Here is a 1023-nt window from a genome sequence, read left to right as displayed (position 1 = left end):
CTTCACCATCGAGGTGGAGCGCTCGATGCGTGTGCTCGATGGCGCCTGCATGGTGTATTGCGCCGTGGGTGGCGTTCAGCCGCAGTCCGAGACCGTCTGGCGCCAGGCCAACAAATACAAGGTGCCGCGTCTTGCTTTCGTCAACAAGATGGACCGTACCGGCGCCAACTTCTTCAAGGTCTATGACCAGATGAAGCTGCGCTTGAAGGCCAACCCTGTGCCGGTCGTGATTCCGATCGGCGCCGAGGACAACTTCAAAGGCGTGGTCGATCTCCTCAAGATGAAGGCCATCATCTGGGACGAAGCCTCCCAGGGCATGAAGTTCGAGTACCAGGACATCCCGGCCGAACTGCAGGCGCAAGCCAAGGAGTGGCGCGAGAAGATGGTGGAGGCCGCGGCCGAAGCCAGCGAAGAGCTGATGAACAAGTACCTCGAAGAGGGCGACCTGTCCGAGGACGAGATCAAGCAGGGCATCCGCGCGCGCACGCTGGCCACCGAAATCCAGCCCATGCTGTGCGGCTCGGCCTTCAAGAACAAGGGCGTGCAGCGCATGCTCGACGCCGTGATCGACTACCTGCCCTCGCCGGTGGACATCCCCCCCGTTGGCGGCACCGACGAGAACGAGGCTGCCACCACGCGCAAGGCCGCCGACGAAGAGAAGCTCTCCGCGCTGGCGTTCAAGCTCATGACCGACCCGTACGTGGGCCAGCTCACCTTCGTGCGCGTGTACTCGGGTGTGCTCAAGAAGGGCGACTCCGTCTTCAACCCGGTCAAGGGCAAGAAGGAGCGCATCGGGCGCATCGTGCAGATGCACGCCAACAACCGCCAGGAAGTGGAAGAGATCCGCGCCGGCGACATCGCCGCCTGCGTGGGCCTGAAAGACGTGACCACGGGCGAGACCCTGTGCGACCCCGAAGCCATCATCATGCTCGAGCGCATGGTCTTCCCCGAGCCCGTCATTGCGCAGGCCGTGGAACCCAAGACCAAGGCCGACCAGGAGAAGATGGGCATCGCGCTGCAGCG

1 protein-coding gene is annotated in these 1023 nt (G+C 63.4%); it reads left to right on the top strand.

The annotated features are described in order from the left end of the window. Positions 1 to 1023, top strand: a 1023-nt coding sequence (locus GTO19_RS13120; RefSeq protein ID WP_291021371.1) for a GTP-binding protein, incomplete at both ends; no start/stop codon positions are given.

Origin of the sequence: Hydrogenophaga sp. (genome assembly GCF_011772445.1) — a bacterium.
Taxonomy (GTDB): domain Bacteria; phylum Pseudomonadota; class Gammaproteobacteria; order Burkholderiales; family Burkholderiaceae_C; genus Hydrogenophaga.
The sequence above is the reverse complement of the archived record's forward strand: the minus strand, read 5'-3'. Positions and strand labels throughout refer to the sequence as shown.